Raw genomic sequence first — 255 nt, 5'->3', positions numbered from 1 at the left:
CGGACTTACAAAGCCGCCTGCGCGCGCTTTACGCCCAATAATTCCGGACAACGCTTGCCCCCTACGTATTACCGCGGCTGCTGGCACGTAGTTAGCCGGGGCTTTCTTCTCAGGTACCGTCATGGCAAAGGCAGTTACTCCTCTACCCGTTCTTCCCTGGCAACAGAGCTTTACGACCCGAAAGCCTTCCTCACTCACGCGGCGTTGCTCCGTCAGACTTTCGTCCATTGCGGAAGATTCCCTACTGCTGCCTCC

1 rRNA gene is annotated in these 255 nt (G+C 57.6%); it reads right to left on the bottom strand.

Going from position 1 to position 255, the window contains the following annotated elements:
• Positions 1-255: ribosomal RNA gene (locus M3223_RS24135) — 16S ribosomal RNA — on the bottom strand; the annotation flags it as partial.

The organism is Paenibacillus pasadenensis (genome assembly GCF_023715725.1).
Lineage (GTDB): Bacteria > Bacillota > Bacilli > Paenibacillales > Paenibacillaceae > Paenibacillus_O > Paenibacillus_O pasadenensis_A.
This window is presented reverse-complemented; position numbering and strand designations above follow the sequence as displayed.